This window comes from Polynucleobacter sp. es-EL-1 (genome assembly GCF_018687975.1).
Lineage (GTDB): Bacteria > Pseudomonadota > Gammaproteobacteria > Burkholderiales > Burkholderiaceae > Polynucleobacter.
Map to the genome: position 1 here is coordinate 1,305,377 of NZ_CP061310.1, position 23,872 is coordinate 1,329,248.

At 46.0% G+C, this 23,872-nt stretch carries 23 protein-coding genes and 2 tRNA genes; 13 read left to right on the forward strand and 12 right to left on the reverse strand.

The features are described from left to right. The first annotated feature begins 59 nt into the window (after window positions 1–59). The 10 genes from FD974_RS06675 to FD974_RS06720 all read left to right on the forward strand — a co-directional run bounded on the left by FD974_RS06675 (window position 60) and on the right by FD974_RS06720 (window position 10,191). Window positions 60–437, forward strand: a complete 378-nt coding sequence (locus FD974_RS06675) for an Mth938-like domain-containing protein (protein ID WP_215363646.1) — start codon at window positions 60–62, stop codon at window positions 435–437. Then, complete coding sequence (locus FD974_RS06680) at window positions 437–2,131, forward strand: glycosyltransferase family 39 protein (protein WP_215363648.1); 1,695 nt, start codon at window positions 437–439, stop codon at window positions 2,129–2,131. The genes FD974_RS06675 and FD974_RS06680 overlap by 1 nt, the downstream gene beginning before the upstream one ends. Window positions 2,132–2,145: 14 nt before the next feature. Beyond that, window positions 2,146–3,318 carry a DegT/DnrJ/EryC1/StrS aminotransferase family protein gene (locus tag FD974_RS06685; protein ID WP_215363651.1) on the forward strand — a complete coding sequence of 391 codons (1,173 nt, stop codon included), beginning with the start codon at window positions 2,146–2,148 and terminating at the stop codon, window positions 3,316–3,318. Window positions 3,319–3,380: 62 nt separating this feature from the next. Beyond that, entirely contained in the window at window positions 3,381–4,352 is a 972-nt protein-coding gene (locus FD974_RS06690; RefSeq protein WP_215363654.1) for a glycosyltransferase, read from the forward strand. After that, window positions 4,353–5,222: a formyltransferase gene (locus FD974_RS06695; protein ID WP_215363657.1), complete on the forward strand. Its 870-nt coding sequence runs from the start codon at window positions 4,353–4,355 to the stop codon at window positions 5,220–5,222. A 44-nt stretch (window positions 5,223–5,266) separates the two neighbouring features. Beyond that, complete coding sequence (locus FD974_RS06700; RefSeq protein WP_215363660.1) at window positions 5,267–6,313, forward strand: bifunctional UDP-4-keto-pentose/UDP-xylose synthase; 1,047 nt, start codon at window positions 5,267–5,269, stop codon at window positions 6,311–6,313. Between the two features lie 22 nt (window positions 6,314–6,335). Next, complete coding sequence (locus FD974_RS06705; RefSeq protein ID WP_215363662.1) at window positions 6,336–7,253, forward strand: polysaccharide deacetylase family protein; 918 nt, start codon at window positions 6,336–6,338, stop codon at window positions 7,251–7,253. Between the two features lie 39 nt (window positions 7,254–7,292). Next, the gene (locus FD974_RS06710) at window positions 7,293–7,760 is read left to right on the forward strand and encodes a peroxiredoxin (protein ID WP_215363665.1); all 468 of its coding nucleotides are present in this window, start codon (window positions 7,293–7,295) and stop codon (window positions 7,758–7,760) included. Window positions 7,761–7,994: 234 nt separating this feature from the next. Next, complete coding sequence (locus tag FD974_RS06715) at window positions 7,995–9,668, forward strand: PhoH family protein (RefSeq protein ID WP_215363668.1); 1,674 nt, start codon at window positions 7,995–7,997, stop codon at window positions 9,666–9,668. Continuing rightward, window positions 9,649–10,191 (forward strand): C40 family peptidase, encoded by a 543-nt coding sequence (locus FD974_RS06720; protein WP_215363671.1) that lies wholly within the window; start codon window positions 9,649–9,651, stop codon window positions 10,189–10,191. The genes FD974_RS06715 and FD974_RS06720 overlap by 20 nt, the downstream gene beginning before the upstream one ends. Before the next feature lies 1 nt (window position 10,192). Here FD974_RS06720 and FD974_RS06725 read toward each other — a convergent pair whose 3' ends face one another. After that, complete coding sequence (locus tag FD974_RS06725; RefSeq protein ID WP_215363674.1) at window positions 10,193–12,256, reverse strand: autotransporter domain-containing protein; 2,064 nt, start codon at window positions 12,254–12,256, stop codon at window positions 10,193–10,195. 180 nt (window positions 12,257–12,436) lie between these two features. Between FD974_RS06725 and FD974_RS06730 the strand changes: the two genes are divergently transcribed. Further along, entirely contained in the window at window positions 12,437–13,252 is an 816-nt protein-coding gene (locus FD974_RS06730) for a mechanosensitive ion channel family protein (protein ID WP_215363676.1), read from the forward strand. Between the two features lie 75 nt (window positions 13,253–13,327). Here the strand turns inward: FD974_RS06730 and dnaB are convergent, their stop codons facing one another. The 6 genes from dnaB to FD974_RS06760 form a co-directional block, all read right to left on the reverse strand. After that, window positions 13,328–15,823, reverse strand: a complete 2,496-nt coding sequence (dnaB, locus tag FD974_RS06735) for a replicative DNA helicase (protein WP_371817107.1) — start codon at window positions 15,821–15,823, stop codon at window positions 13,328–13,330. Between the two features lie 24 nt (window positions 15,824–15,847). Next, window positions 15,848–16,300 carry a 50S ribosomal protein L9 gene (gene rplI, locus FD974_RS06740; RefSeq protein WP_215363679.1) on the reverse strand — a complete coding sequence of 151 codons (453 nt, stop codon included), beginning with the start codon at window positions 16,298–16,300 and terminating at the stop codon, window positions 15,848–15,850. Window positions 16,301–16,313: 13 nt separating this feature from the next. Continuing rightward, window positions 16,314–16,586, reverse strand: a complete 273-nt coding sequence (gene rpsR / locus FD974_RS06745; protein WP_076022861.1) for a 30S ribosomal protein S18 — start codon at window positions 16,584–16,586, stop codon at window positions 16,314–16,316. Between the two features lie 14 nt (window positions 16,587–16,600). Then, window positions 16,601–16,894, reverse strand: coding sequence for a primosomal replication protein N (gene priB, locus FD974_RS06750; protein ID WP_215363682.1), 294 nt, complete (start codon window positions 16,892–16,894; stop codon window positions 16,601–16,603). 59 nt (window positions 16,895–16,953) lie between these two features. Next, complete coding sequence (gene rpsF, locus FD974_RS06755; protein WP_015421573.1) at window positions 16,954–17,328, reverse strand: 30S ribosomal protein S6; 375 nt, start codon at window positions 17,326–17,328, stop codon at window positions 16,954–16,956. Between the two features lie 134 nt (window positions 17,329–17,462). Next, window positions 17,463–18,539 carry an asparaginase gene (locus tag FD974_RS06760; protein ID WP_215363685.1) on the reverse strand — a complete coding sequence of 359 codons (1,077 nt, stop codon included), beginning with the start codon at window positions 18,537–18,539 and terminating at the stop codon, window positions 17,463–17,465. Between the two features lie 60 nt (window positions 18,540–18,599). Here FD974_RS06760 and lexA point away from each other — a divergent pair, with 60 nt between their 5' ends. Then, on the forward strand, window positions 18,600–19,319 hold the full coding sequence (gene lexA / locus FD974_RS06765) for a transcriptional repressor LexA (RefSeq protein ID WP_215363688.1): 720 nt from the start codon (window positions 18,600–18,602) through the stop codon (window positions 19,317–19,319). Window positions 19,320–19,381: 62 nt separating this feature from the next. Here lexA and FD974_RS06770 read toward each other — a convergent pair whose 3' ends face one another. The 5 genes from FD974_RS06770 to uvrC all read right to left on the reverse strand — a co-directional run bounded on the left by FD974_RS06770 (window position 19,382) and on the right by uvrC (window position 22,789). Then, window positions 19,382–19,843: a hypothetical protein gene (locus FD974_RS06770; protein WP_215363690.1), complete on the reverse strand. Its 462-nt coding sequence runs from the start codon at window positions 19,841–19,843 to the stop codon at window positions 19,382–19,384. A 93-nt stretch (window positions 19,844–19,936) separates the two neighbouring features. Continuing rightward, window positions 19,937–20,010: transfer RNA gene (locus tag FD974_RS06775), tRNA-Cys, on the reverse strand. Between the two features lie 48 nt (window positions 20,011–20,058). Further along, window positions 20,059–20,134 (reverse strand) — tRNA-Gly (locus FD974_RS06780). Between the two features lie 117 nt (window positions 20,135–20,251). Next, on the reverse strand, window positions 20,252–20,827 hold the full coding sequence (pgsA, locus tag FD974_RS06785) for a CDP-diacylglycerol--glycerol-3-phosphate 3-phosphatidyltransferase (protein WP_215363693.1): 576 nt from the start codon (window positions 20,825–20,827) through the stop codon (window positions 20,252–20,254). Window positions 20,828–20,863: 36 nt separating this feature from the next. Beyond that, a complete protein-coding gene (gene uvrC, locus FD974_RS06790; protein ID WP_215363695.1) occupies window positions 20,864–22,789 on the reverse strand; it encodes an excinuclease ABC subunit UvrC in 1,926 nt (641 codons plus the stop codon). Here uvrC and earP point away from each other — a divergent pair. Next, window positions 22,788–23,855 carry an elongation factor P maturation arginine rhamnosyltransferase EarP gene (gene earP / locus FD974_RS06795; RefSeq protein ID WP_215363697.1) on the forward strand — a complete coding sequence of 356 codons (1,068 nt, stop codon included), beginning with the start codon at window positions 22,788–22,790 and terminating at the stop codon, window positions 23,853–23,855. The two genes, uvrC and earP, sit on opposite strands and share 2 nt — an antisense overlap. The last annotated feature ends 17 nt before the right edge of the window (window positions 23,856–23,872 follow it).

Here is a 23,872-nt window from a genome sequence, read left to right on the forward strand (position 1 = left end):
CTTGAAATCTAGGAAAAAACAGCTGGCTATAATCCACATAATTATGACAGAGAGTCCATGTGAAGCTTCAATCTGACCCCCATTCTGGAGCCAATACGATCACCGGTTACGGAGACGGCTATGTCGAGATCAATAAGACACCCTATAACCATGCTGTTTTATTGAGCTCTGATGGCAATATTGAAGAATGGCCCGTCAAATCTTTTGATGGGCTAGCTGCAGCCAATTTCACCCAAATGGCCGCTCTTAAGCCTGAATTAATCCTGATTGGTACCGGCAATCGCCAGCGCTTTCCAAGACCGGAGCTGCTCAAAACCCTGATTGAGGCCAAAATTGGCTTTGAAGTCATGGACTCTCAAGCAGCCTGCCGCACATACAACATTCTCGTTGGTGAGGGTCGACGGGTCTTGTTGGCCTTAATCGTGGAAGTACCCTAATGCAATTTGGTCAAATTAGACAATCTTCAGCCTTAAATCCCGTCAAGATTTTGATCCTGGTGCTGATTTATGGATTGCTATGGTTTGGCACTCTCAATTACCGCCACCTCATTCCATCAGATGAAGGTCGTTATGCCGAGATCTCTAGAGAGATGTTGGTTACTGGTGACTGGGTAACCCCGCGTTATAACGGATATAAATATTTTGAAAAGCCGCCTCTACAAATTTGGGCAACAGCAACTGCTTTTAATCTGTTTGGCATCGGTGATTGGCAGGCAAGGCTTTGGACAGCTCTTACAGGCTTTCTCACGATTTTGTTTGTTGGCTTTACTGGCGCACGCATCTATAACGCCCGAGCGGGATGGATAGCCGCACTTGTTTTAGCCTCCAGCCCCATGTGGGTCATTGGTGGCCATATCAATTCATTGGATATGGGCTTATCTGCATTTTTGGTTGCGGCACTTTGCAGCCTCCTACTAGCGCAAACTTCTCGACTGCAAAGCGGCACTCGTCACTGGATGTGGGCTTGCTGGGCATTGATGGGCCTAGCCACTTTATCCAAGGGGGTCATTGGGCTTGCCATTCCCGGCATGGTATTCATGGTGTACTCCATCACTGCTTGGGATTGGAAAATCTGGAAGCGTCTTTACATCATTAGCGGCACGATTGTTTTTTTAGCAATTACTGCACCTTGGTTTGTTCTAGTGGCACAACGTAATCCAGAATTCTTAGAGTTCTTTTTTATTCATGAGCATTTGCAACGCTTTACTCAGACTGCGCATAGCAGGACGGGGCCCATTTATTTTTTCATCCCACTACTGATCTTGGGCTTCCTCCCTTGGGTTGCGCAAATTCCTGGTGCCATCGGACAGGCATGGCAAGAACGAAATCGACAGTTCTCCAGCGGCTGGTTACTAACCTGCTGGTTTGCAGTCATTCTGGGATTCTTTAGCCTTTCGCAATCCAAATTACCGGGATACATTATTCCGATCTTTCCTGCCCTAGCGTTGATTGTTGGCAATCGCCTCGACAGGAATTTAGGATTTAGCAACAGCTTGAAACTGCCTTGGCAATTACAAACTGCCTTCTTTGCGCTATTTGGTATTGCGGGCTTTTTCTTCTTGGATCAAGTCAGCAAACAAGCCAGACCAGATGAAATTGAAGCCTATGCTCAGTACACCTACTGGATTATTGCGGCATTGATTACCTTGGTCATTTTTAGCTTGCTTGCACTGATGCAAAGCAAACGTAATGGCTTGGCAAGTATGACGAGTTTTGCAAGCGGCTTTTTTCTTTGCGCACTCATTGCGGGCACGGGTCACGAGACCCTTGGGCGCGCAGTTTCGGGAATCGACTTAGCAGAAAAAGTAAAGGCGACCATTCCTGATAAGGTCAATTTTTATTCCGTGCGAATTCTGGATCACACGGTGCCTTTCTATTTAGGCAAAACCATGGTGATGGTAGAGTTCCCAGATGAACTGGAGTTTGGGGTTAAACAAGAACCGCAGCTATGGTTGCCGACCTTAGATGCTTTTATTGAGCGCTGGTCCGAAGATCAAACTGCTTATGCATTAATGGTTCCAGAGCAATATGTTGAGTTGCAAAAATTAAATGTACCCATGCAAGAGGTGGGACGAGATTCAAGACGGGTAATTGTGAAACATCCTGAGCCCACAAGCACTTCTACGCAATAAGCTCATCTCCTACTATGACTACTAACGAATCTCAACTCCCTTTTATTCCCTTTACGCGCCCGCACTTCGATCAAGAAACGATTGATGCGGTAGCCCAAGTTCTGCGCTCTGGCTGGGTTACTTCTGGACCCAAGCTTGCCGAGTTTGAAGCGACATTAAGTGAATACTTTGGTGGACGCCCAGTGCGTTGCTTTGCCAACGGTACGGCAACCATGAAAATCGCCCTGCAGGTTGCCGGTATTGGACCTGGAGATGAAGTCATTACAACCCCCATTTCCTGGGTTGCAACCTCTAACGTTATTTTGAGTGTGGGCGCTACCCCAGTCTTTGTAGATATTGATCCAGTTACACGCAATATTGATTTAAATAAAGTATCTGCAGCCATAACACCTAAGACGCGCGCCATCATGCCGGTTTATTTGGCTGGCTTACCAGTTGACATGGATCATCTGTACTCGCTTGCCAAAGAACATAACTTGCGCGTTATTGAAGATGCCGCTCAAGCATTTGGCTCGCAATGGCAAGGTCAAAAGATTGGCAGCATTGGTGATTTGGTGAGCTTTAGCTTTCAAGCCAATAAAAACTTATCTACTGTTGAAGGTGGATGCCTTGTTCTTAATAATGCAGATGAAGCAAAGCTTGCAGAGAAGTTGCGCCTGCAAGGTCTCACCCGCCAAGGTATGGATGGCATGGATGTTGATGTACTAGGCGGCAAAGACAACCTCACCGATGTCAATGCAGTCATTGGACTTCATCAGCTTAAACAACTACCTGCTTTTCAGGCGCGCAGAAGCGCCTTGGCTAGACAATATTTTGATGTGATTCGAAGTGAGCTCAAGACTGCTGGTTTGGAGCAACTCAAACTAGAGCTTCCTGTAGAGAACTTCAGTGACAGCAACTGGCATATGTTCCAAGTGGTTTTACCTCTTGATCAGTTGAATGTTGACCGCGCCCAAATCATGACTGAGTTAAAAGATCAAGGCATCGGTACTGGAGTTCACTACCCGATCATTACTGGTTTTACGCTGTATCAGAAGCTCGGCTATCAAACTCAGTCAACTCCAAATGCACAGCGTATTGGTCGCTCAATTTTGACTCTGCCACTCTTCCCCGGGATGGCGGATGAGGATATTGGCCGTATCGCTCGAACGCTCATTGCCATTTTGAAAAATCACCTTAAAAACTAGCTCATAGGACGCTCTTTCTTACAGAATTGGGGTTCAGAGCCAAGATCAGGCAAAATTGCAGGATGACTGCGAATTTAGCAACCCAAACGAGCAATCCTCAACTAAGTATCGTTATTCCCGTTTATAACGAGGAAGATGGACTTCAGGCCCTCTTTGATCGCCTTTATCCAGCGCTAGATGCTACTGCGAGCAAACATCAGATCAGCTATGAGGTGGTGTTTGTCAATGATGGCAGCAAAGATCGCTCTGCTGGCCTGCTAGCCAAGCAAGTGGAATTAAGACCGGATGTTACTCGCGCCGTGTTATTTCATAGTAACTTTGGTCAACACATGGCCATCATGGCTGGCTTTGAGTACGCCCGAGGTCAATACATCATTACATTAGATGCAGACCTCCAAAACCCACCAGAAGAAATTGATGCGCTAGTCAATCAACTACTTCAAGGTCATGATTATGTTGGGACGATTCGTGCAAACCGTCGCGATAGCTTCTTTAGGAAATTTGCCTCACGTGCAATGAACCACTTGCGCCAAAAAATTACCCGCATCACGATGACGGATCAAGGCTGCATGTTGCGCGGCTATAGTCGTCGCATTGTTGATCTCGTGCGTCAGTGCGACGAGAGCAACACCTTTATTCCAGCTCTTGCATTCACTTTTGCAGCGAACCCCACTGAAATCACCGTTAAACATGAAGAGCGCTTTGCTGGTGAATCCAAATACAGCCTTTATCAACTCATTCGTCTAAACTTTGATTTAGTGACCGGTTTTTCTGTCATGCCTTTACAGATCTTTTCGATTTTGGGCATGTTGCTTGCGCTTGCCGCAGGTAGCCTCTTTGCTTACTTGCTGGTACGTCGCTTTGTATTGGGTGCCGAGGTTGAAGGAGTCTTTACCCTCTTCGCACTGACATTCTTCTTGATAGGTGTGATGCTCTTTGGCCTTGGTCTCCTTGGTGAATACATTGGCCGTATCTACCAACAAGTTCGTGAGCGTCCTCGCTATGTTGTGCAAACTGTTTTAGAGAAAAAATAATTGCACGCAGTCGTCTTTGCTTATCACGATGTTGGCGTCAATTGCCTCAAGGCTTTACTCAATGCGGGCATTCAAGTAGATCTGGTGATAACCCATCAAGATGATCCCAATGAGAATGTGTGGTTCGGAAGTGTGGCTAAGCTGTGTGAGGATAAAAATATTCCTTACATCACGCCTAATGCCAATCAATTAATAGGGTTGATTCCGCAAATCCAAACATTAGCACCAGACTATCTATTCTCGTTTTATTACCGCTATATGATTCCTGCCGAGCTACTTGCTTGCGCCAAAATTGCGGCTCTCAATATGCATGGCTCACTGCTACCGAAGTATCGTGGGCGCGCACCAGTCAATTGGGCTATTTTGCATGGCGAAACCCAAACTGGCGCCACTTTACACATCATGGAAGCTAAGCCAGATGCGGGGGATATTGTTGGTCAGTCAGCCGTTCCCATTGGTCCAAATGAAACCGCTACCGATGTCTTTGGCAAGGTCAGCTCGGCTGCTGTGGATGTTTTAACCCAGGTTTTGCCAGCACTGGTTCATGGTCGAGTACCCAGATCGCCTAATCTTCTGAGCCAAGGCAGTTATTTTGGGGGCCGCAAGCCTGCTGATGGGCAAATTCATTGGGAACAAAGCGCTAAACAGGTTCACGACCTCGTCAGAGCCGTTGCACCGCCCTATCCTGGCGCTTTTACAGACTGGCAAGGTCAACGCATGATTGTGGCTCAAACTAGCTTAGAGGGCACCCTACCGGCCCAACTCAATCTTCAGACCCCTGGCATCCAAGTGGTTGATAATCAGGTATTCGGCGTTTGCGGAGACCAAAAAGCGGTTGCGATACTGAATTGGTACCCAGCAAACAGCTAATGAATACAGCAGCACCCTTTAGATTAAAAAACGAGGCAGTAAAGATGAAAAAAGTACTCATTCTTGGCGTAAACGGCTTTATCGGCCACCACCTTTCAAAGCGCATCCTAGAAACAACCGACTGGGATGTCTACGGCATGGATATGCAAAATGATCGCCTTGGTGACTTAGTCAACCATCCGCGCATGCATTTTTTCGAAGGTGATATCACCATCAATAAAGAATGGGTTGAGTACCATATTCGCAAATGTGATGTGATCTTGCCTCTAGTGGCCATTGCCACTCCAGCAACCTATGTTCAGCAGCCTTTAAAGGTTTTCGAGCTGGACTTTGAAGCAAACTTGCCGATCGTGCGCTCTGCTGTGAAATACAAAAAGCATTTAGTCTTCCCATCAACATCTGAAGTCTATGGGATGTGTGAAGACAGTGAGTTTGATCCTGCAAAATCGAATATGGTTTACGGCCCCATCAATAAACCACGCTGGATCTACGCTTGCTCTAAACAATTGATGGATCGCGTGATCTGGGGTTATGGCATGGAAGGCCTCCGCTTTACCCTCTTCCGTCCATTTAACTGGATTGGCCCAGGCCTTGATAGCATTTACACCCCAAAAGAGGGTTCTTCCCGCGTAGTCACTCAATTCTTGGGCCATATTGTTCGCGGCGAGCCCATTAACTTGGTGGATGGTGGTGCGCAAAAGCGCGCCTTCACGTATGTGGATGATGGTATCGATGCCCTGATGCGCATCATCGATAACAAAGATGGCATTGCCAATGGCAAGATCTACAACATTGGCAATCCTAAAAATAATCACTCTGTTCGCGAACTCGCCAATCAGATGTTGGAGATTGCTCGCAGTATTCCGGAGTACGCTAAGACTGCAAATGAAGTGAAGATTGTAGAAACCACTTCAGGTGCCTACTACGGTGAAGGCTACCAGGATGTGCAAAATCGCGTTCCCGCAATCGATAACACTATGAGTGAACTTGGCTGGAAGCCAACAACGACGATGGGCGATGCGCTCAAGAACATTTTTGAAGCTTATCGCCAAGATGTTGAGAAAGCGCGTCACTTAGTCGACACCGAATAAGCGAAAGTAACTTCACAGCTTCATGGCAAAAATTGCACTCAAGGTAGACGTTGATACCTTACGTGGCACTAAAGAAGGCGTACCTAATCTAGCGCGCACTCTGGATCGCTTTGGCCTTAAGGCAACCTTTTTATTTAGCTTAGGACCCGACCATACTGGCTGGGCACTTAAACGGGTATTTCGTCCTGGCTTTCTGAAAAAAGTCAGTCGTACCTCCGTAGTTGAGCACTATGGCATCAAAACATTGCTCTATGGCGTCTTATTGCCAGGTCCTGATATTGGTAAACAAGCTGCTGCAGAAATGCGCGCCATTGATGCTGCTGGTCATGAAACAGGTATTCACACTTGGGATCATGTGGCTTGGCAAGATGCGGTCCGCCATCGTGATCCACAGTGGACAAAAGCGCAAATGCAAAAAAGCTGGGATCGTTTTAGTGAAATATTTGGACATACACCAGTAACCTATGGAGCTGCCGGTTGGCAAATGAATGAAGCAGCATTTGAGCAGCTTGATGAGTGGGGCATTCAATATTCATCAGACGGCAGAGCAAAACCGAATCTGATGCCCTACCGCTTTGCATTGCCCTCTGGTACAGCCAAGCATGTTCAATACCCCACAACATTGCCTACGTTTGATGAGCTGATTGGAATTGATGATGCTGATGAGTTTGGCGCCGTTAAAAAGCTCCTTGAGATCACCCAAAGCAACCCGAATGATCAAGTATTTACCCTACATGCTGAATTAGAGGGTCAAAAGCTATTGCCTGCATTCGAGCAACTCATCATGGGATGGCTCAATCAGGGCCATGACTTAGTCACCATGGGCGAACTCCATCAATCTTGGGTGGCGACGAAACAACTCGATAAAATAGCCATTGAACCGGTTACTTGGGGCGAGATACCCAATCGTAGTGGTGAACTGATTTTGCAGGCAGTCTAAGTATTTGAACCAGAAGTAAGATAAATAAGCGAGAGAATCATGACAGTAGAAATTGGCAAACCAATCCCCAAATGCGCTATTCCAGCAACATCTGGATTGACCTTTACGCCAGAATCCGCCAAAGGTAAAAAGCTAGTGATTTACTTTTACCCAAAAGACATGACTCCAGGTTGCACCGCTGAGTCTGGGGAATTTCGTGACAATATCGAAGCGTTTACTAAAGCAAATACCCTGATTGTGGGAGTCTCTCGAGATAGCCTGAAATCTCATGATAATTTCCGTAGCAAGCTCGAGTTGCCTTTTGAGTTAGTCGCAGATACTGATGAGACCCTTTGCCAACTCTTTGGGGTCATGAAAATGAAGAACATGTATGGCAAACAAGTACGCGGCGTAGAGCGCAGCACTTTTCTTTTTGACTCTGCTGGAAACCTGGTAAAAGAGTGGCGTGGACTTAAGGTTCCCGGACATGTGACAGAGGTATTACAAGCTGCCCAAGAAACAAAATAATTTTTTGATTAATTTAATCTGGGGTACTTGCAAAGCCCAAAAATTGGGGTAAAGTAGTTCATATGCACCGTAAACGACGGGAAAGTCTAACAATCCGTTTGACTCATCAGCCTGAATATTTCAGATCAGGCAAGGCAAGTAACCCCCGCCGTTTTTTAGATTGTTTTACAGCCAGTTTCATTACAAACCGTCAATGCAATCTGCTTGGCGGTTTTTTCTTTTAGGAGAGTCTGCATGCCATTGCCCCCAATCCCAACTCAAATTGCTGGCCAAGTCAAAATTAGCAATAAAGACACTCCCGATTTAAAGAAACGTCCTGCCCCAGCAAAACCAGTTGTGATGGAAACGCATGCAACAGAATGGCTGGCTGATACCGAGGAAGATCTATCAGAGGCTGAAGTTGCTCTTGCGAAAATTAAAACTGATCATCGCACTATTACGCGCAATGAACGGGGTGGTAAATCCATAGCAAGTACTCCAGAAAAGCCAAAACGTATTATTCGTACCGGACCACCAAGTCTGTTTGTACTAGATACCAACGTATTAATGCATGACCCAAGCTCTCTCTTTCGCTTCTCAGAGCACGACCTATTCTTGCCAATGACAACTTTGGAGGAATTGGATAACCATAAAAAGGGGATGACTGAGGTTGCCCGCAATGCGCGTACAGTAAGCCGATCCTTAGATCAATTAGTGGCAGGAACGAGTGGCTCATTAGATGAGGGCATCCCCCTCAATAAATTAGGCAACCAAGATGTTTCAGGGCGCCTATTCTTTCAGACCAAACTGACCACCCAAGCCCTTCCAGAGGGCTTACCAGAGGGTAAAGGTGACAATCTCATCTTGGCGGTAGTCAGCGAGCTGCAAAAAACCCGCAAAGGCCAAGAGGTAGTGCTGGTGTCTAAAGACATCAATATGCGTATTAAGGCGCGCGCCTTAGGCCTCCCTGCAGAAGATTATTTCAATGATCAGGTTTTAGAAGATCGTGACTTAATGTACTCTGGGGTGATGACCCTTCCGGCAGACTTTTGGCCAAAGCATGGCAAAGATATGGAAAGTTGGGCTGATGGTAAGTCAGGCACGATGTTCTACAGGGTGACTGGGCCAACGGTACCAAGCATGTTAGTTAATCAATTTGTATATCAAGAAAATCCCGATGGCTCCACGCCTTTTTACGCTCAAGTAAAAGAAATTAATGGCAAGACCGCCCTCCTGCAAACCTTGAGAGATTTTTCTCATCAAAAGAATAATGTTTGGAGTGTGACTGCGCGCAATCGTGAGCAGAACTTTGCTATGAACCTCTTGATGAATCCAGAAGTTGATTTCATTACCTTATTAGGTCAAGCGGGTACTGGTAAAACTTTATTGGCATTGGCTGCTGGACTTGAACAAGTCTTGGACAGTAAACGTTACAACGAAATCATCATCACGCGTGCAACCGTGCCTGTCGGTGAAGATATTGGCTTCTTACCAGGCACCGAAGAAGAGAAGATGCAGCCTTGGATGGGCGCATTTGATGACAACCTTGAAGTCCTTCAACGCAATGAAGATGGTGGTGCAGGGGAATGGGGTCGTGCAGCTACTCAGGAACTCATCCGTTCACGTATTAAAGTCAAGAGCATGAACTTCATGCGGGGCCGGACTTTTGTAAGCAAATTTGTCATCATTGACGAAGCGCAGAACTTAACCCCCAAACAAATGAAAACCTTAGTGACTCGTGCTGGCCCAGGAACAAAAATTGTTTGTCTTGGCAATATCGCCCAGATCGATACCCCTTATCTCACCGAAGGCTCTTCAGGCCTCACTTATGTAGTGGATCGCTTCAAAGGTTGGCGTCATGGTGGACATGTGACGCTTGCCCGTGGGGAGCGTTCACGTCTTGCGGATCATGCTGCAGACGCGCTCTGATAATCAGCACTCATGCCGTGCCCTAATAGGGTGCGGCATTTTTATTTGCGTTCTAGTGCTTTCAGGTTGCAGTACATTTTCTGCCAAATCGAATACCGCTAAGGTATCGCAATTTAAGCAAGATGCCAGCGTTGGTACAGAGGATATCTCTATTGCTGCAGTAGGCTTAGTGGGTGTGCCCTATCGCTACGGCGGAAATACTCCTAAGAGTGGCTTTGATTGCAGCGGCCTGATTGCTTATGTCTATTCCAAATCAGCAAATATCAAATTGCCAAGAACTATTAAAGAGATGAGTAGAAAAGGGCAAAGCGTTGATGGCCAACCCCCCGCCCCTGGTGACCTCGTCTTCTTCAATACTACCGGCGAAAAATATTCCCATGCAGGAATATATGTTGGGCAAGGTAGATTTGTTCATGCACCCAGCGCCGGGGGAACAGTACGACTTGAATACATCACCAAACCTTACTGGGCAGCTAGATTTACTGAAGCTCGAAGGCTAACTTCAACAAACTCTGAGAAGTAAGTTACAGACCGACTGTATAGGTCGCCATTACTGTTGTTGAGGTGAGCGCTTGATATGCTTCCTGACGATAAATAGCTGAAAGACCAATTCGCTCATGGGCACTCAAATCATGAAAGGCTCCTAGGCTTGCTGTTGGCCTTACGCTACGGTAATTATTATTCATGGCAACATTAAACTCACCATTACCTGTAGTGATTAAATTTCCAATATTTGCATTCGTATCTTTTTCCACGCCCGCGCTTATCAGTAGACTAGTTCTTTCAGCAAGGCGATGACTACTCATGAGGCCTACTAGCGCTGTAGTGGTGTAGTTATCAATTGCGTTATAAGTTAAAGGGCTAGAGACTGTGTTTGATTGACCTTCACTGTAAGAGCCCATTCCTCCCGCAACGTATCTCATTCCAATGTAAGGAGATACAACAGACCTATTGCCAATAGCAAAACCATACTTTAATAGGCCCATCACTCCTTGAGTAGTTAGCGATGTAGAGCCAGCGCCAGCTTCAGATACTCCCACAACTGGACGAGTGAGCGTAGCATCCTTATTTGCATAACCAGCAGATATCTTTGCTTCCGCACCAGTTCCATCCATATTTTGAGACCAAACTCCAAAAATCCCCACCATGGGGCTGCCATTATTTAATTGAACAATTCCCCCTGGCGTGCTCTGTGAGAGATTTTGATCAAGATAGCCTCCAAAACGAATATGATCAGAGAATCGGTATGCCCCAATAATCAATCCGCTAGTATTGTTATATGGATAAGTACTCACGTTGGTAAATCTACCGCCAGCAGAAACGCAAATATTATTACCTCCAAACAGCTGGCAGTCATAACCCATGCCGTTAATAACTCCTGCTGATTGCATAGCAAATAATCCCTGCAAAGCCGTACCCATTAAATTGAGTGAAGTCTGCGTATCCAAATAAATTGGGGCAATCAAATAAGACTCAGCAGCTAATACTTCCTCGAGTGCTTCCAATGTAGGCTGAACCACCGGCAAAATGACCAGATCTGTTTCATCTGCTGAACCATTAATTCGATGCGCTAACGCCCATTGATAGGTATTTCCTCCAGAGGTAAAAGTTCCATAAGAGTTACCAATATTATTAATCTTTACACCATTCAATACAGTGGCATATGTGGTATCAAAAGCTAAACTTGAGGTGTTATTAATTCCAAAATTCATTACTCCGGAAATTACTCCATTGCTAGCATCTAACTTTCCATAGTTGCTTGGACTTGTAACTACTACGTTGTAATTACTAGGGGCAATGCCAGAAAAGGTTAGCGGTGTTGATCCGCCTTGAGAATTGGTCAGTGTAGTGATATTCCCGGCAGAATATATGCCGAAGGCATTTGAGCCATTTGCTCTAATTGTTCCAGTATTTTCAATAGTCACAGCGCCTGCACCCGAAACTTGAATACCGTGGGCTGATACACCGTTAGTAATAATCGTGCCACTATTTACAATTAAATTTACAACACCTCCAGAGCTTGCACCAGAAACCAATCGCATACCAGCGGCCCCAATACCATCTGTTTGAATTGCTCCATCATTTGTTAGTGAATTAGCAGCTGACGAAGCATTTGTTGCGCTCACATACATCCCTGCCGCATATCCTCCACCAGTGTAGATGGTGCCATCAGAAGCATTTAGTAGGGTGCTACCGCCTGCCTGAGAGCGCCCATTAGCCCCTGATGACATGCCATATCCATAATAGAATGCACTCGTATTTAAATTGCCATGGTTGCTGATATTTGCATTACTACCAATACCTATTGTTGAGCCATTAATGACTAAGGATGTTCCATTGTCAACATTCACTGTAACGTTATTGCCAATACTTGTAGAATTTGCCGTTGAAGTAACACCCTCTGTTGCTGCGGGACTGATGCTACTGTTACAGCTCACCGTTTGAGAAGTGCCGCTTGTAGTATTTGGAGCATAAGAATCGCAACCCCCTGTAGACTGGGCTAATGCGGGTCCACATGAACCAACAACAAATAAGGCGCCTAATAGACCCAATAAGGAAAATTGGTACGAGAAAAATGGGTATTTCATATCAAAATAGCTAAAAATTAAGTTAATCTGGTCTGGAGGTGATCTTTGGATTATGTGAATAATAATTAGCCATTTGGATAATATCTATTAACCCAAAGGCTAATATAGATTCGGCTCAACAATTAATCCTATGGTGAAAATTTTGATATTTTTAAATGTAATTAATACGGGAATGAAGTAATGAAAGAAATTGATGTAAACCGAATTCAGGAAATTCTGGTTACTGCGGCTACCGATATTGGCCTCAAAATTCTGGCAGCCATTGCATTTTGGCTGATAGGGCGGTGGCTCATTGGACTTGCTCTCAGCATTCTCAGTAAAGGCTTGGAACAGCAGAAACTAGACGCAACAATCCTTCGATACACTAGATCGGTTGTTTCTGTGACCCTGAATATCCTTCTAGTGATTGGTATTCTGGGCTATTTCGGCATTCAAACAACCAGCTTTGCTGCCTTAATTGCTACTGCTGGCGTAGCAATCGGCGCCGCTTGGGCAGGCCTCCTCTCTAATTTTGCAGCGGGTGTATTTGTGATTGTGTTGCGACCCTTCAAAGTTGGTGACTTCGTTACTGCAGGCGGTGTAACTGGAACAGTTAAGGAGATTGGACTGTTTTCATCCACTATCTATACGCCAGACAATATTGCAACAATGGTTGGTAATACCAAAATTTTGGGTGATACCATTCAAAACTTTAGTCATAGCTCTTATCGTCGCGTTGATCTTAAATGCCAACTCTCTAGTGCAGCAGATCAAAATGCTGCCATGAAACTCCTGCGCGAAAAGATCGCCTCTATTCCAAACGTACTACAAGAGCCAGCTGTTGAAGTAAATATATTGGAATTCAATCTTGTTGGTCCAGTATTGGCAGTGCGCCCTTATTGCAATAACAATCATTATTGGCAGGTCTATTTTGAAAGCAATCGTGTGATGAGTGAGTCATTAACGTCAGCCGGATTTCCTTCACCAGTGGCAGCACAAAATATAGCTGTGAAGTAATTTACTTAAATTAATGCCCACCAGAGCTAAAAAGCCTCGCAGTGCGAGGCTTTTTTTCCAATTTTAGGCTTTGAATTAGAACGGCTCATACCCACCAGAAGAGTAGCCGATAGATCCCATCGCCAAGTTATCGAACTTGGTATAAGGGCCTTGCCAGCTTAGGCGCACTGTGCCAATAGGGCCATTACGCTGTTTACCAATAATAATCTCCGCTACACCCTTATCTGTCGTGGTATCGGGGTGATAAACCTCATCCCTGTAGATAAACATAATTAAGTCAGCATCTTGCTCAATCGCACCTGACTCACGTAAATCAGACATGATGGGGCGCTTGTTGGGGCGCTGCTCTAGACCACGATTAAGCTGAGATAGCGCTACCACTGGGCACTGCAATTCTTTTGCGAGTGATTTGAGAGAACGTGAAATTTCAGAAATCTCCGTTGCTCGATTCTCTGAACCAGAGCCACTCATCAACTGCAAGTAATCAATCACAACCAGACCTAATGTTCCACCAAAGTTACGCGCAATACGGCGTGCACGTGCACGTAGTTCAAGGCTGGATAAGGAGCCAGTTTCATCGATCAAAATTTGGGTATTACTTAAACGGGCAATTGCATCGGTTACGCGTGGCCACTCATCATCTTGCAACTTACCAGTTCGCATACGACCTTGGTCAACGCGCCCTACCGATCCTAGTAAACGCGCTGCCAATTGCTCACCCGACATCTCCATAGAGAACACTACAACGGGCAAACCTTCAGCCAAGGCGACATTCTCAGCAATGTTTAATGCAAAAGCAGTGTTATGCGTCACTACATAGTCATTCGTGATGTAGGTTCTATCGGGATGACTCACCGAAATGCACTGCGCCTGAGCAACTCTGGATGGCTCGACACTCTTAAAGGTAAGTCTGCGCTGGCGATCCCAAGTTGATCTGAGTCTTTCCTTCTTTTCAGGCAAAGTAAATGCTTGAAAGCCAGGGCCAAAACTCATATTCAGAACATATGATAGGCGCCCCTGCTTCTTCTCACCCCTGTAGCTGTAGCTTGTTTGTTTTTGAGCGATTGAGCAAAATCCGCCCAATGATCTCGCCAAGGATGCAACATCTTCGGATAATTGCTTGCTCGCTGTACAAAAACGAATAGAGCCCCACTTCTCAATCCAGCCATCGGTGTCCATCAGACCTTGAAAGAGTGCGAGACGAGAGGTCTTATTTGCCTCAAGATAAGTAGCAGGAATATATTTATCAAAACTTCTGCAGCCCAGTACACCTATATCTTGTAAGGCAGAGCGGAAATAATTTGTTGGCACAGACTGACGCTGGCCATTAGAAGCGATTCTGGCTTTGGAAACCAATCTCCAGTCATATGCATTAGCGTGAACCAACTCCATCTCATACCCAGCAAGTGCATTCATACGCTCAATAAGCTCTGGAGACTTGGTCGAGAACATAACGCTACCATGGGATAAGGCTAAAGTTCCATCACCGAGCAATGCGCCCAAAACCCATGGGTTAATTGGCAATACATTTGAGTGACCAAAATCACCAGAAACAGGATCTATCCACAGACGATTCTTGTAGCGAACACAAGAGAGCATTTCCATTAAACGCGCAGTATTAATTACCTTGGGAGCATCCCAATCACGATACATGACACGCCATAGATGCTCATCACAGCACTCAGCTTCACGACCATCAGAAAACGTCACTTTGTATATCTGCTTTGCACCTTGCGGGTAGATGCCGGTGACCATAGAATGCCGGCCATCCACAGAGGCTATGCGATCGCCAAAACGCAAATCACCCATCAACTTCCAACCATCAACCGTTTTTACTTTAGCATCTAATGGCTGCGCCTTACCCATTGAAGGTCTTCCAGCAACAATGACTAAATCACCTTTTTGCAATCCACTAGTTTGTTTATCTAAATCAATGAAGCCGGTGGCAATCCCGGTAATATCGCTACCACCTTGACGGTTGTATAGCTCGTCGATACGAGCAACAACTGTTCTTAGTAAAGGTTCAATTTCCAGATAATCGGCTTTGCGACTTCCCTCTTCGCCAATCTGCAAAATACGGGACTCAGCTTCATCCAATAAGGTTCTTACAGTCCGACCTTCTGGGACGAATGCAGAATTCACAATGCTGTCTGAAACCTCAATTAAGCGACGCAGAATGCTACGGTCACGAACAATATCGGCATAGCCTTTGATGTTCGCTGCACTTGGTGTGTTTTGCGCTAATGAATTCAGGTAGTCAATACTGACTAAATCACCGCCCTGCTCAGACTTCACTGCATCATAAACAGTGATTACGTCGGCGGGGTGATTGTCGCCAACCAAACGGGCGATGACCTTATAGATCAAAGCATGCTCAGGGCGATAGAAATCTTTATCGTTTAATACTCCACCTAGGTTGTCCCATGAGGAGTTATCGATGAGTAGACCACCGAGCAATGATTGCTCGGCTTCTACAGAATGCGGCGGTACTTTTAAGGCCTGCACGACTGCATCCCCAGAACCCATCATGCCGGGATTTGGCGTAAGGGAACGTGAACGGGATTCAGCCATGAGGCTTTATTACAGATCTTAAACTTACGCTTGCTCGCCAACAACACGGATAGTGATATCCACCACTACATCGGTATGAACAGCAACCGCTACAGGGTGATCACCAACCATCTTTAATGGGCCAGTAGGCATACGTACAGAAGCTTTTTCAATAACGAAGCCTTTGGCTTTCAAAGCATCAGCAATATCGTGATTGGTTACTGAACCAAACAAGCGGCCATCAACGCCAGCTTTTTGACCGATTTCAAGAACCAAGTCCTTGAGCTTTGCGCCAACCGCTTCAGCAGCAGCCAATTTCTCAGCAGCCACTTTTTCAAGCTCAGCACGGCGAACTGCGAAATCAGCAATCGCTGACTCAGTAGCACGACGGGCTTTACGTTGAGGGATTAAGAAATTGCGAGCGTAACCGTCTTTAACGCGAACAATGTCGCCAAGGTTGCCCAAGTTAATTACTTTTTCTAAAAGAATGATTTGCATTGAGGGCTCCTAATTATTTCTTATGTTGATCGGAGAATGGCAACAAGGCCAAGAAACGAGCACGCTTGATAGCAGTGTCTAACTGACGCTGATATTTTGCTTTTGTGCCAGTCAAACGAGCAGGAGTAATTTTGGCGTTTTCGCCAATGAAGTCCTTCAATGTATCTACATCTTTGTAGTCGATCTGTTCTACGCCAGCAACAGTGAAACGGCAATAACGCTTACGCTTGAACAATGGGTTCTGAGCTGGTTTCTTTTTGAAATCGGGTTTCTTTCCAAACGCCATGATGATTTCCTCTTTTAATTTTTCAATTGAATATGGGTAATATGGAAAACAAGTCTTTGATTACGTAGAGTCTTGGGTGCTAAGAATCCTTCAAACACTGCCTCGGCTCCTAAATCCATTTGCTCTATGCCCTTTTGTATTGGGCCGATTGCGATGGCTTCAACACTCATCTGAATTTTCCTAGCAACCCCTACCTCGTTTACCTCGCCACTATGCTCTAGCTGACAATGCATCACCGGTATTCCTGCTGGTGTAAATCGAATCGCGTCTTTAGATACCAAGAATGCAGTTAGGGTGAAATGATTCAACGCCGCTCCGTCACTCTGATACGTTTTCTAGTCTGTGTATTCCTCTTCAAATTTCTAACTTAAGCCGCTGCTACTGGAGCGTCGGATTGAGCTGATTTGCGCGCTTCTTCACGTTGCACTTCTTTCATCATGATAGAAGGCTCTGTTTCAGCTTTCTTTGTCTTGATGATGAGGTGACGCAAAACAGCATCGTTAAATTTGAATGCGTGCTCGAGCTCGTCCAGAGTTTTCTGGTCGCACTCAATATTCATACAAACGTAATGGGCTTTAGCAAGCTTGTCGATCATGTAAGCCATCTGACGACGACCCCAATCTTCCATGCGATGAATTTTGCCGCCAGCAGCAGCTAAAGTCGCTTTGTAGCGATCGATCATCGCAGGTACTTGCTCGCTTTGGTCCGGGTGGACGATAAAGACGATTTCATAATGACGCATCTAACACTCCTTAGGGATAAAGTCACCTGGGCGTCTTGCTAACTTCCGATGGTTTTAAAGTTAGCGCCAGTGTGACAAGGTAGTAACAAATTGTAGGTAAAACGAACTACACATATTTACTGCTTTTGAAGACCTTACCGAATTTCCGGTAAGTCCGCTATTCTAGCAAAAAAATCCTGCCAAGTCAGGGGTTTACCGACTAATTTGGCCTGTTTTGCAGCATTGATGGCTAATTGCAGCGCAATTCTGGCTTTTGGGGCTGAAAGCTTGCCACTTGCTAGGCAGGAAGGTAGATCGATTTCAGGCAGGTCTTGGACTGTTGCCCCCGCCCCGGTCCGATTTGTTCTCACAACAGCAATTCCCTGATCAATCAAATCCGTCAGTGGCGCCAACCAAGCAGCATGAATTCCGCCATTACCCGTTCCAGCGATTACAAGACCTTGGGCTTTGCTACCAAGCCACTGCCGTAGTGTTTCTGGCCTAGCTCCAGCATGACAGGTCAAGATCTCTACCCACGGCCACTCGCCTGCAGCGGGAATGGGTAAATCTTCGTCCCAAAGCGCTTGAACTGACTTCACACCAGCGAGCCATGAAGGATTAATCAGGCCGACAGAACTAGTTGGCGAATCCTGAATGAGGGCGTTCAGGGATTGGGCATGACGCTTTGCCAAATCCATAGCCATACAGCCACGACCATCCATCACGGCATAAATTCCGCCTGGACAGTTATCGATTGCTGTGCAAGCCCAACGCAGCGCATCTAGAAGATTGGAAGGGCCATCAGCTTGAGGCGCATTACTGGGCAGCATTGCGCCAGTCAAAATGACCCTCTTGCCTAGGCGATGGGCCAGCTTGCCGCAAACGGCCTGCAAAAATAGACCGGTTTCCTCCAATGTATCCGTGCCATGGGTAATCACAATCCCACGGACTTGAGCGTTATTCAGGGCCTCTTGAACTGCCAGACCAAGAGAAGTTAAGTGCGCATCAGTTAAATCACGGCTATTGATATTGGCAATTTGACTGGAAAGCACCTCGATTCCATCAGGAATTGCTGACTGCACATGTCTCACCAAATCATTGACTCCAAGCTGACCTGCCTGATAGTTCATTGGCTGATCTTGGGGATTTTGGGCCAGGCCAGCAATAGTGCCCCCCATACCCAGAACCAAAATGTGTGCAGACTGTACGGATTGACTTAAATTTGAGCTCATACCCCATTATCCGCCTTCAATTTGCTTGAATTATCAAAAAGTGCTGTATACAATCCCAGTATGGACATAAATACAGTCGATTTTCCTGAGGAGCTGACTGCCCTCCCCAAACTCACTGCACGTCAGAGTGAAATTTTGGATCTTATTACTAACGCAATTGATGAGAGTGGTTCACCTCCAACTCGCGCAGAAATCGCATCGCAACTAGGCTTTGCCTCTGCCAATGCAGCCGAGGAGCACTTGCGCGCCCTAGCAAAAAAAGGGTACATCGAACTGACTCCAGGCACATCTCGTGGTATTCGCATTCCACAACGATTTAATCAATCTCACAATCCCAATAAGTTTCGCCAGATGTCTTTACCATCTGGCGCACTTCAGCAACTTACCCTGCCACTCATTGGCCGCGTTGCTGCGGGATCACCTATCATGGCTGTCGAGCATATTGAAAAACAAGTGCCGATTGACCCAAGCTTATTTAGCAAGGGTGCCGATTACTTACTAAAAGTAGTTGGCATGAGCATGCGCGATGCTGGCATTTTGGATGGTGATTATTTAGCTGTCCGAAAAACTTCTGAAGTCCGCAACGGGGATATCGTAGTGGCCCGCTTAGATGATGAGGTAACAGTCAAACGCTGGAACCAAAAGAAAACTGCCGATGGCTTAGTGATTGAATTACAAGCTGAGAACCCAGAGTTCAAAAATATCGTGGTCGATAGTCGTCAACCGAACTTTGCCATTGAAGGTCAAGCAGTAGGACTTATCAGGGCTGAAGGCCTATAACACCAGCCACACAAAGCAAAAGGCCTCTAAACGAGGCCTTTTTGTTGGTTAGAAATTACTGATTACTTTCTGCTCGGTGCAACCACATTCGCATTCTTGGGTGATGCAGTAATCGTAATCAAGGTTTTAGGTCCTGTGAAAGAACCTTCATTTAACTCAATCGTAGACGTGCGGTCACCTTTTGTGAAAACCAAAATGCTGGTTTTAGATTTGACTGCACTGATAGTAGTCCAACCTGCGCGAGGATACTCAGATTGGAAGAAAGCATAAATGTCCGTTGGGGTTTGTACACCTGATAGCACTACGCGACCTACCCAGTTATCACCACGACCAATAATCAACGAATCAGCTCCAATGATTTTTGAAGCAGCGGGCAATGGCATATCACCTAAAAGCTGTGTCTGAATCTCCTCAACCTCATTAGGGGTGCCAGTAGCAGAGTCTCCGGAGGTCGCGCAGGCACTGACCAGTAAAACCAGTGCCGATGCTGCAAAAAGATAGTGGAGTCGCTTCAGTTTGGTCATATCTTCTCTCTAGTAAGAATGCACTACAAAATCACTAATACTTTTTATATTAAGTATTTTAGGGAATGTGCCCCAGTGGTCAAGCAAAATCACTGGAGGCGCGTGAGGGAATCGAACCCCCGTACGAAGCTTTGCAGGCTCCTGCCTAACCACTCGGCCAACGCGCCATATCTGAAATCGAAAATGGGAAGCTTTTGAGGGCTTCCCATCGAACTTGGAGCGGGAAAGGAGGTTCGAACTCCCGACCTATACCTTGGCAAGGTATCGCTCTACCAGCTGAGCTATTCCCGCATAACAGGGCAGTAGTTTAACAAACTATTTAGAAGAGGGCATTATTTTTGCCCAAAGCAAATAAATTGGGTCATCTTGATCAGCATAAAAGCCTGCTGTAATCAAGCTTCGCGGTCTTTATTTGGGTTGATCTATTAGCTGCGGCAAGGCTTTTTTCATGTAATAAAACATCGACCAGAGCGTTAAAAAGGATGCAATCCAGATTAACCAAGTCCCTACTTGCGCACAATTTAACCAACCAAATAAGGTGTCATTGAGCAGTAAAAATGGAATAGCGACAAGTTGAGCTGTTGTTTTGAGCTTACCCACCATGTGTACAGCAACACTTTTACCTGCGCCTAGTAATGCCATCCACTCTCTTAAGGCGGAGATAGTGATTTCACGGCCAATGATGATGAGGGCTACCCACACTTGCACGCGATCTAAATTGAGCAAAACTAATAATGAAGCGGCAACGATTAACTTATCTGCCACAGGATCTAAGAATTGCCCAAATGCAGACTCTTGTTTCATCCGTCTTGCCAAGAAACCATCTAACCAATCGGTCACTGCTGCCAATACAAAGATGATGGTTGCCGTCAGATTTTTATCAAAAGGGGTAAGCCAACCATTCGGTAAATAGAAGACTGCCACGACAAGTGGAATTGCGGCAACACGCAACCAGGTTAAGGCAATGGGCAAATTAAATGGCATGTCTCAAGCATAAACCAATGTGACGGCACTTGGAAATCAATGGAGTTGCCGATAGATTTGCTCAGCCAAAGCCGTGGAGATTCCCTCGACAGTTGCAATTTCCTCGATGGTGGCATTGGCTACCCCACGCAGACCACCAAAGCGAGCTAGCAGTTTCTGACGACGTTTTGCTCCTATCCCCTCAATTTCTTCTAACTGAGAAACTGTTCTGGCTTTGGCCCGTTTAGCACGCATACCTGTGATAGCAAAGCGATGCGCTTCATCCCGAATTTGGGCAACTAATAATAAAGCGGGGCTGTCAATACCAAGCTCAAGTGGTTTTCTCTCATCGGCAAAAATTAAAGTCTCTAGACCGACCTTGCGCCCTTCCCCTTTAGCTACCCCAACGATCAAACCAATATCCATACCAAATTCAGATAAAACCTGTCGTGCCATTTCTACCTGGCCTTTGCCACCATCAATCAAAATCACCTGCGGGATTTTCTCAATAGGTAGCTCTTGGAAGTTAGCGTAACGCCGTTGCAATACCTGGCGCATAGCAGCATAGTCATCGCCAGGAGTAATGTCATTGATATTAAAACGGCGATACTCACTTGCCTGCATGGCATTTTTTGCATACACCACACAAGATGCTTGTGTCGCTTCGCCAGAGGTGTGACTGATGTCAAAACATTCTATGCGTAAATGCTCCAAGCTTTCCAGCTCAAGACTCAAGATATCGGCCAGTGACCTTGCCCGAGCAAGCTGTCCACCTGTCTCCACTAAGCGCTTGGCAATGGCAATCTTGGCATTGCCTTCAGCCATGGATAACCAATGACGTCTTTGACCTTGAGGTTGATGTAAGAAAGTAATCCGTTTACCCGCTTGAGTATTTAGTAAGTCACGCAAACTTTCAGGAGCCAATTCATCACCCGCCTCTGCAGTAGAAATACCTTCAGGAGATTTCTGCAATGCATGATTAAGAACAATCACTGGTGGAATGAGATTGGTTTTTGACTCAACATCCAGTTCTTTATCTTCTAAATAGTGTTGAGCAATAAAAGCTTCTAGAATTTCTTCAGGCGGTGGTAACTCCCCTGATGTTGTTCTCAAGCCTTTTGGGAAATAGGCCCGATCACCCAGATGACGGCCACCCCGAATCATCGCCAAGTTCACGCAGACTACCCCTTCCATCTGCGCGACGGCAATCACATCCACATCACCTTCACCATCAGCAACGGTATCCATCGATTGCCGTTGCAGCACACTAGAAAGATCGGCAATTCGATCTCGCAAGACAGCAGCCATCTCAAACTCCATGGCATCGCTATAGGCAAGCATCTTTTTCTCTAGTTCAGAGAGCACGCGACTATGGTCGCCCTCCAGGAAACGGGTTGCTTGCGCTACATCTTGTCCGTATTGCTCGACACTCAACCGCCCAACACAGGGGGCGCTACAACGATGGATTTGATGGAGTAGACAAGGTCGGCTACGGTTTTTAAAAACAGAATCTTCGCAAGTTCTAAGGCGAAATACTTTTTGTAAAATTTGCACGCTATTGCGAACTGCCCAGGAATTTGGAAATGGGCCAAAGTAATGATTACGCTTATCCGTTTTGCCGCGATAAGAAGCCAATCGTGGAAACTGGTGTCCAGTTAACATCACATAGGGATAAGACTTATCATCTCGAAAGAGAATATTAAATGGGGGAGCAAGCTCCTTAATCAAATTGTTCTCTAGAATTAAGGCTTCGGTTTCAGAGCGTGTTACCGTTGTTTCATAGCGAGCAATTTTGCCCACCATCAATTGAATACGGGGGGAGAGTTGGGTGCGCTGAAAGTAACTAGAAACACGTTTTTTGAGGTTGCGCGCTTTTCCGACATACAAAATGTGGCCTGCCTCATCAAAGAAGCGATACACCCCCGGCAATCCGGGTAGCCGTTTAACATCCTGCTGAAGGGTTTCAAAAAGCGAATTACTCATGCGTTGGGATATTTTCTGTCAAATCGTAGACAACTATGGTGATGCCGGTGTTTGCTGGCGCCTAGCAAGAAGCTTAACAAGTCTTCATGGCCAAGACGTGCGCATTTTCTGTGACGATCTGCCAACCCTTAATTTACTCGCTTCTGGAGTAGATGAGTCGATCAAAGCAAAAGTGGATCTTCAACCCTGGGAGGCTAGCTTTAGCAATAGCCGTCATCCCGTTCAAACTCCAGATGTGGTCGTCGAAGCCTTTGGCTGTGAGCTACCAGAGCGCTATCTCACGGGTTTACTGATTGCCCCCCAGAAACCCCTCATCATCAATTTGGAGTATCTCAGTGCTGAGCCCTGGATTGTGGACTTTCATCAAAAGGCATCTCCTCAATCTCATGGCATTCCTAAATATTTCTTCTTTCCGGGTTTTCAGGCGAATGCCGGCGGCATCCTCATTGATCCAGTGCCAGCCCTTGCAGATAGTCCTAGCAATATACCAACCAGCCTCAAATCCAGCTGGTCAAAATTACGGCCAAATGCCAAGCGTATGAGCGTTTTTTGCTATCCAGGCGCACCACTCCTGAAATGGCTCACAGATCTAGGTAAAACTGGTGAAAACTTTGACATCATTTTGACTCATGGCCTCTTTGAGCAATTAAGACTGAGCACCAGTCAAGAAATTACTCTGCCAGAGTCCATTCAACTTATTTCCATTCCCTTTGTTTCTCAAGATGAATATGATTGGGTACTTGGGCAATGTGACTTTAATATTGTCCGAGGTGAAGATTCTTTTGTAAGAGCCCAACTCGCAGGCAAACCCTTCATTTGGCATATTTATCCTCAAGAAGATCGTGCCCATGAAGTGAAGTTAGCCGCGTTCTTAGATCTCTATCTAGATGACACTTCCCAGGAGCTGAGGACTGCTGTGATTGCCGCAATGACCTGGGCAATGCCCACGCAATGGATCGCATCATTAGATCTCTGGAAGAGCCATTCCAAGGCCTGGCGAGCGGATTTACTCAAAAAACAGGCTGATGGAGGCTTGGCAGCGCGTCTATTGGACTTTGTAGCCTGATCTCACACGAAATGAGC

What these genes read in the sequence shown, in the direction of transcription:
- FD974_RS06680 (WP_215363648.1), top strand. Translation starts at nt 437, where the DNA reads ATGCAATTTGGTCAAATTAGACAATCTTCAGCCTTAAATCCCGTCAAG.
- FD974_RS06685 (WP_215363651.1), top strand. Translation starts at nt 2,146, where the DNA reads ATGACTACTAACGAATCTCAACTCCCTTTTATTCCCTTTACGCGCCCG.
- FD974_RS06690 (WP_215363654.1), top strand. Translation starts at nt 3,381, where the DNA reads ATGACTGCGAATTTAGCAACCCAAACGAGCAATCCTCAACTAAGTATC.
- FD974_RS06700 (WP_215363660.1), top strand. Translation starts at nt 5,267, where the DNA reads ATGAAAAAAGTACTCATTCTTGGCGTAAACGGCTTTATCGGCCACCAC.
- FD974_RS06705 (WP_215363662.1), top strand. Translation starts at nt 6,336, where the DNA reads ATGGCAAAAATTGCACTCAAGGTAGACGTTGATACCTTACGTGGCACT.
- FD974_RS06710 (WP_215363665.1), top strand. Translation starts at nt 7,293, where the DNA reads ATGACAGTAGAAATTGGCAAACCAATCCCCAAATGCGCTATTCCAGCA.
- FD974_RS06715 (WP_215363668.1), top strand. Translation starts at nt 7,995, where the DNA reads ATGCCATTGCCCCCAATCCCAACTCAAATTGCTGGCCAAGTCAAAATT.
- FD974_RS06720 (WP_215363671.1), top strand. Translation starts at nt 9,649, where the DNA reads ATGCTGCAGACGCGCTCTGATAATCAGCACTCATGCCGTGCCCTAATA.
- FD974_RS06725 (WP_215363674.1), bottom strand. Translation starts at nt 12,256, where the DNA reads ATGAAATACCCATTTTTCTCGTACCAATTTTCCTTATTGGGTCTATTA.
- FD974_RS06730 (WP_215363676.1), top strand. Translation starts at nt 12,437, where the DNA reads ATGAAAGAAATTGATGTAAACCGAATTCAGGAAATTCTGGTTACTGCG.
- dnaB (WP_371817107.1), bottom strand. Translation starts at nt 15,823, where the DNA reads ATGGCTGAATCCCGTTCACGTTCCCTTACGCCAAATCCCGGCATGATG.
- rplI (WP_215363679.1), bottom strand. Translation starts at nt 16,300, where the DNA reads ATGCAAATCATTCTTTTAGAAAAAGTAATTAACTTGGGCAACCTTGGC.
- rpsR (WP_076022861.1), bottom strand. Translation starts at nt 16,586, where the DNA reads ATGGCGTTTGGAAAGAAACCCGATTTCAAAAAGAAACCAGCTCAGAAC.
- rpsF (WP_015421573.1), bottom strand. Translation starts at nt 17,328, where the DNA reads ATGCGTCATTATGAAATCGTCTTTATCGTCCACCCGGACCAAAGCGAG.
- FD974_RS06760 (WP_215363685.1), bottom strand. Translation starts at nt 18,539, where the DNA reads ATGAGCTCAAATTTAAGTCAATCCGTACAGTCTGCACACATTTTGGTT.
- lexA (WP_215363688.1), top strand. Translation starts at nt 18,600, where the DNA reads ATGGACATAAATACAGTCGATTTTCCTGAGGAGCTGACTGCCCTCCCC.
- FD974_RS06770 (WP_215363690.1), bottom strand. Translation starts at nt 19,843, where the DNA reads ATGACCAAACTGAAGCGACTCCACTATCTTTTTGCAGCATCGGCACTG.
- pgsA (WP_215363693.1), bottom strand. Translation starts at nt 20,827, where the DNA reads ATGCCATTTAATTTGCCCATTGCCTTAACCTGGTTGCGTGTTGCCGCA.
- earP (WP_215363697.1), top strand. Translation starts at nt 22,788, where the DNA reads ATGCGTTGGGATATTTTCTGTCAAATCGTAGACAACTATGGTGATGCC.
- uvrC (WP_215363695.1), bottom strand. Translation starts at nt 22,789, where the DNA reads ATGAGTAATTCGCTTTTTGAAACCCTTCAGCAGGATGTTAAACGGCTA.